General features: G+C 50.3%; 4 protein-coding genes. 3 read left to right on the top strand and 1 reads right to left on the bottom strand.

The features are described 5' to 3' along the window. Nucleotides 1-606: 606 nt before the first annotated feature. Nucleotides 607-3576: a preprotein translocase subunit SecA gene (gene secA, locus SGI97_08025; GenBank protein ID MDZ4723835.1), complete on the bottom strand. Its 2970-nt coding sequence runs from the start codon at nt 3574-3576 to the stop codon at nt 607-609. A gap of 237 nt (nt 3577-3813) precedes the next feature. Here secA and SGI97_08020 point away from each other — a divergent pair, with 237 nt between their 5' ends. From SGI97_08020 to mltG, 3 genes are all read left to right on the top strand, one after another. Further along, on the top strand, nt 3814-4269 hold the full coding sequence (locus SGI97_08020; GenBank protein MDZ4723834.1) for a DinB family protein: 456 nt from the start codon (nt 3814-3816) through the stop codon (nt 4267-4269). Nucleotides 4270-4333: 64 nt separating this feature from the next. After that, nucleotides 4334-4780 carry a Holliday junction resolvase RuvX gene (gene ruvX / locus SGI97_08015; protein ID MDZ4723833.1) on the top strand — a complete coding sequence of 149 codons (447 nt, stop codon included), beginning with the start codon at nt 4334-4336 and terminating at the stop codon, nt 4778-4780. Next, nucleotides 4749-5891, top strand: a complete 1143-nt coding sequence (mltG, locus tag SGI97_08010) for an endolytic transglycosylase MltG (GenBank protein MDZ4723832.1) — start codon at nt 4749-4751, stop codon at nt 5889-5891. Before ruvX ends, mltG begins: the two co-directional genes overlap by 32 nt. Nucleotides 5892-6052 lie beyond the last annotated feature (161 nt).

The following is a 6052-nucleotide window of genomic DNA, read 5'->3' as shown; positions in this document are numbered from 1 at the left end:
AATATAGATGGCGATGCACCTGTCGATATTTCCGATTTGACAGCGCTCATCGACCATCTCTTTATTTCGCTCGCACCGACGGCGCCCTGTCAGTGAGGTAAGACGTCATGATCGTTCGCCATGGAAAACCGTAGCGGATGACCTGCGAATATCGGAGAAGATGGATTCTCCGCCGTGGCGGACTGGAATGACAAAATAGAAGGCTGACTGCACTTCTTAATTCTTCGTGCGGGACGTCCCAGTCGCGCACCGATGATTAAGACGCCAGTCCGCCGCGGCGGAGCCCGACACGTCGAAACTGTCAGGCGGGGGATACCATCCCCTGGCAGGGGCGCCAGACAGCACAGAGAAGACGTCAGGATCACAAGGATCTTGACCTACTTAGGACTGACGGCACATCAATCTTCGTGCGGGACGTCCCAGTCGCGCACCGGGGTGACCGTCAGGTCACCCGCCGTTGGTGGAATCGCTACCAGAGGAAGAGAACACGAATATGAGATTGCCACGTTTCACTTAAGAAAGTGAAACTCGCAATGACGTGCTAGGGGATGTGTGCAATGTCGGGAAGGTTTGCCTTAAGCGGACGGGGGGGCTTTGGTTATTTGGCTACTCGTCGACGCCGTGGCATTTTTTATATTTCTTTCCACTGCCGCAAGGACAAGGATCATTGCGTCCGACCTTCGGCATTGCCCGCTTGATAGTCTGCACCTGTGTGCCCGCTTGAGATGCGCGGGCCATCGGGCTTTCCAAAGCGGCTTCGGGAGAGTTTACACCGGACGAAAGACCCATTCCGGTTGAGTCGACATGGGTTTCTACCATGGCTGGCATACGCCGCTGGGTTTGTGCCTGCTGCGGAACGCTTATCTGAAGTTTGTAGACCAGGCTGACGATCTCCTTATCGACCGCGCCAATCATCTTCTCGAACATACTGAAAGCTTCTTTTTTGTAAATATCAATCGGCTTCCCCATCTGGCCATGATATGCCCGAAGTCCGATACCGGTACGGAGCTCATCGACCTCTGCAAGGTGGTCGCGCCAGAAGCGGTCAATTGTGGAGAGCACAGCATATCGTTCCAACTGCCGCATGACTTCGCCACCATAGGCAGTCTCTTTTTGTTCGTAAAAAGTAGTAACGGCTTTTAGCACTCGCTCTCGTAGACTCTCGCGGGTAAGGGCGGGAATATCTTCCTGTTTTATCTGAAGCCGGTACAAAAACACGGTCTGGAGTTCTTCGCTAAATCCGGCAAGATTCCAGGTTTCCGGATATTCTTTCTCAGGGCAATAGGTGTTGAGCAGGTCATCGACAGTTGATTCGATTAATTCGATAACTTCATCTTTGATAGATTCGCGTTCGAGAGCGGAGAGACGCCGCTCGTAAATCCATTTGCGCTGGACATTCATGACATCGTCGTATTCGAGCGTCCTCTTACGAATCGAGAAGTTTTGCACTTCGACTTTCTTCTGCGCCCGCTCAATCGCCCGGGTTACCATTTTGTGGGCGATAACCTCGCCTTCTTCGATACCAAGCCGATCCATTATCGAGCCGAGCCGGTCGCCGCCAAAAAGGCGCATGAGGTCATCTTCAAGGGACAAAAAGAAAAGCGAAGAGCCCGGGTCGCCCTGACGGCCGGCTCGTCCGCGAAGCTGGCGGTCGATTCGGCGGGATTCATGGCGCTCTGTGCCGAGAATGTGAAGCCCGCCGGCTTCGACTACGCCCGGGCCAAGTTTGATGTCTGTTCCGCGACCGGCCATGTTCGTGGCGATTGTAACGGCGCCGGATTTTCCGGCATTGGCGACAATTTCTGCCTCGCGCTGGTGTTGTTTTGCATTGAGCACGTTGTGCGGTATCCCGCCCCGTTTGAGCATCCGCGAAAGCGTCTCTGATACTTCGACTGAAACCGTACCCACTAGTACTGGCCGTCCGGCTTTGTGATTCTCGGTTATCTCTTCGACGATGGCATTATACTTTTCCCGCCGTGTGCGATAGATCTCGTCATTCTGATCGGCTCGAATCATATTCTGATTGGTCGGGATGACCATCACGTCGAGCTTGTAAATATCAAAGAATTCGCCGGCTTCGGTCTCAGCAGTTCCGGTCATTCCGGCAAGCTTTTGGTACATTCGGAAATAATTTTGAAGCGTTATCGTCGCTAAGGTTTGGCTCTCAGCCTCGATCCGCACACCTTCTTTCGCTTCGATTGCCTGATGAAGCCCGTCGGAGTACCGCCGTCCCGGCAGAATACGACCGGTAAACTCATCGACAATCATTACCTTGCTGTCTTCGAGCACATACTCCACATCTTTTTCATAGAGGGAATAGGCGCGCAGGAGCTGATTTATGGCATGAACTTTCTCGGAACGCTCGGCATGGACGGCATAGGCGGCATCGGTTTTCCTTTGGCGTTCTTCGGTGGAAAGCGAACTATCCCCTTCAATGTCCGAGAGCATGGTGGAAATATCCGGGATTTCAAAAAGCTTTTGCTCTTCGCGGGTGAGCTGTAATGTGCCAAGGTCAGTCAGAGCAATGGAGTGCTCACGCTCGTCGATAAAGTAGTAGAGCCGGTCATCGACTTCATAGAGCTTTTTGTCCTTCATGTACGATGACTCGACATCGGTCATGAGTTTTTTCATGCCGGTCTCTTTGAGAAGTTTGAGCAGACGCTTATTTTTGGGAGAGCCGCGATTGGCCGCAAGCATGAGCGTGCCGGCTTCGAATTCATTCTTGCCGCGATTTTCTTCAATGAGTTTTTCGGCTGTCGAAATCATATCATTGATGAGTCCGGTCTGTTTCCGAACGAGGGTGTCAATTGTAGGCTTCATTTCACGGTAGCGGTCATTGACGCCTGAGTCTACCTGGCCGGAGATGATGAGCGGCGTACGCGCTTCATCGATAAGAATCGAGTCGACTTCGTCGATGATAGCATAGTTGTGTCCTCGCTGGACCCTGTCTTCGGCGCGCTGGGCCATATTGTCACGGAGATAATCGAAACCGAATTCGTTGGCTGTGCCGAAAGTCACATCATGATTGTACATCTCGCGCCGCTGGAGATTACTCATCTGATTTTGAATGACGCCGACAGTCAGGCCGAGGTATTCGTATATTTTTCCCATCCACTCACGGTCGCGTCGGGCGAGGTAATCATTTACTGTGACGATGTGAACGCCGTTGCCGCTCAGGGCATTGAGATAGGTCGGCAGTGTCGCCACGAGGGTTTTGCCTTCGCCGGTTGCCATTTCAGAAATTGTGCCGTTGTGGAGGGCGACTCCGCCGATAAGTTGGACGTCGAAATGCACCATATTCCAAATTGTCTGCTGGTCGACAACACTCCAGCTTTGGCCGACATGGCGGCGGCAGGCTTCTTTGACGACGGCAAAGGCCTCGGACATTATGTCGTCGAGTGTTTCACCTTTGGCAAGACGCTCTTTGAATTCGACCGTTTTGGCTTTGAGGTCATCGTCGGAAAGCGCTTTGAGGGGTTCGAAATGCTCGTTAATTTCGCCAACAAAGGGCATGAGCTTTTTGACATCCCGCTCATGTTTGGTGCCGAATATTTTTGTCAAAATCGATTTTATCATTCTATCCTTTTTCTTTCAGTCGTGATGACCGATAAAATATGTAATTATATCCCGTAAGGCAACCAGTCAAAATTGGCCACTTTACTCAATTCTCTGCAGAGTTGGCGCACGGGACGTACGCCAACCACGGTGTTGAGGGTTTGGCAACAATCCGAGAAGTGCTTGCTCGGGAGACTCCATTACTCTTATTTTACCCTGACTTTGAGACGTTTAGGTTTGGTGGAGGGAACTAACATAATGGGTATTGATGGGCATTTTCATAAACTTGTACAATACAACAACTGGGCAAACCAGAGAGTTCTTGACGCGGTTGAGAAAATTGATACTCCCCAAATTTGGCTTATGGCCACTCTCGCTCACATAGCCCTCTCGGAGATGAATTGGTATAATCGAATTCAGGGGAAAGAACAAGTTGATTTCTGGACGGCAATGCCTGTTCTCAGCATCGCCAAGCTGATGGGTGAAAATAATGACAATTGGACAAATCTGCTCGCTTCATTGTCACAGAATGGGTATGAAAAGCAGATTCAGTATGTCAATACTAAAGGGGAGAAATACAGCAACTCTATCTGGGATATTCTCACCCATGTCGTCAATCATGCCAGTTACCATCGGGCGCAGGTTGCGCTTTTGCTCCGTCAGGACGGATATGAGCCGCCCATGACTGATTATATTGTCTTTGTGCGGGAGTAAGAAGCCCCTCACATCCGCTATTTTTGACTTTGCACTAATTCATTGTGCCGGTTACTTTCTACGAATGACAATGCGTCTTGACCGGACATTTTTAGGAATTGATTATGGCACACGACGTATAGGTGTAGCCAAAAGCGATCTGAGCGGGATGATTGCTTCTTCGTATACGGTGCTTACTGTAAAATCAGTCGAAGACGCCGTCAAGCAGTTAAGCCAGCTTATTGGGGATGTCAGTCCCGACGGGATTGTTTTCGGCTATCCCCTGCATCAGTCCGGGGAAGTGAGCAAGGCGTGTCTCGAGATCGACAAATTTATATTAAAGCTCCAAGAATCAATCTCCGCTCCCATACACCGTTTTGATGAGAGTTATACGTCGGAGGACGCCCATGATGTCATCCACGCACATGGCAAAAAAGTCGGACAGGACAAAAAACGTATCGATGCCATTGCCGCGGTTATAATTTTGCAGCGCTTTCTCGATGAGCAAGCCTTCCACAGCGGCAATGAATAAAGTATGGGATGTAATCGTCTATGTTGTTATGACAACCCTGCTCATGACAATAGGGGCGGGAATGTTCATTGTGCATGTAGTCGTCAGCGGATTGTTGGTGGTACAACGGAATAACGGTATGGTTAAGAAAATTGTTCTGCTCATTTTTATTGTCGCATTAGTCATTGGTGGTTACGGGCTGTACAGCTATTATGCGATGAAGGATATCGGCGCGGGGCTTGTCACAGTTGTCATAAAGCCGGGGGACTCTTTTGCCTTTGTCGCTGACAGCCTCGTGAATGGCGGAGTGGTGAAATCGGCGCGAGCGCTCAAAGTTGCCGCAAGAATTCGCGGGGTCGATAAGAAGCTTGTTGTCGGGAGATATGATTTTTCGGGAGATAATTCTATTCAGTCGGCTCTCGATAAACTCGCATCGGGGGATTTTCTTAAAGTCCGGGTGACCATTATTGAGGGGTCTCCAATTTGGAGGGTAGCCTCACAACTCGCGCGGACGATGAATGCCGATTCAGCCGAAGTTATTGCGCTTTCCAAAAATGCGGCGTTTCTGCAGGAGCTTAAACTGCCGTATTTAGAGGGTTATCTTTTTCCTGAAACATATTTTTTCCCGTGGCATACGGGCGCTAAAGAGGCGTTGAGTCAAATGGTACAGATGTTTCGCGGCCAGACAGAAAATGTCATCTCGACAAAATCAGCTAATGGTCTTACTCCCGAGCAGGTGTTGATACTGGCATCGATTGTCGAAGCAGAGGCCATGATCGATGCCGAGAAGCCGAAAATCGCTTCGGTATATCTTAATCGTCTCGAGAAGAGAATGCGGCTCGATGCCGACCCGACTGTTATATATGGATTGGGCGGGCTGGACAGGCCGTTGTATACGAAGGATATTGCTATTATTACGCCGTACAATACATATCGAAAATATGGTCTCCCTCCGACCCCAATAAACTCACCGGGGCTTGAGGCGATAAAGGCAGTGCTTAGTCCCGATATACATGAGTATTTATTTTTTGTGGCTGATGGCAGCGGCGGGCATAGATTTACAAAAACGAATGCCGAGCATAATCGGGCGCGGAGGGATATCCGTAGGGCAAGAAAGGCCGCTGGCGGGTGAGTGGGGGGGCTGGAAATGTCTGTTTTGATTCTTCGTGCGGGACGTCCCGGTCGCGCACCAACGTGACCGTCAGGTCACACCTATTCCTTCGCATAGGCTCAGGAATAGCCAAGTTACTATGTTATCAAATAAATTGAGCCTGCCCGTTTCAAGGTGTAGTT

This window comes from Candidatus Zixiibacteriota bacterium (assembly GCA_034439475.1).
GTDB lineage: Bacteria > Zixibacteria > MSB-5A5 > GN15 > FEB-12 > JAWXAN01.
Note: the sequence above shows the minus strand (reverse complement) of the source record. Positions and strands in the feature narration are given on the sequence as shown.

Excerpts from the sequence above, each read along its gene's own strand:
- secA (MDZ4723835.1), bottom strand. The coding sequence starts at position 3,576 with ATGATAAAATCGATTTTGACAAAAATATTCGGCACCAAACATGAGCGG.
- SGI97_08020 (MDZ4723834.1), top strand. The coding sequence starts at position 3,814 with ATGGGTATTGATGGGCATTTTCATAAACTTGTACAATACAACAACTGG.
- ruvX (MDZ4723833.1), top strand. The coding sequence starts at position 4,334 with ATGACAATGCGTCTTGACCGGACATTTTTAGGAATTGATTATGGCACA.
- mltG (MDZ4723832.1), top strand. The coding sequence starts at position 4,749 with ATGAGCAAGCCTTCCACAGCGGCAATGAATAAAGTATGGGATGTAATC.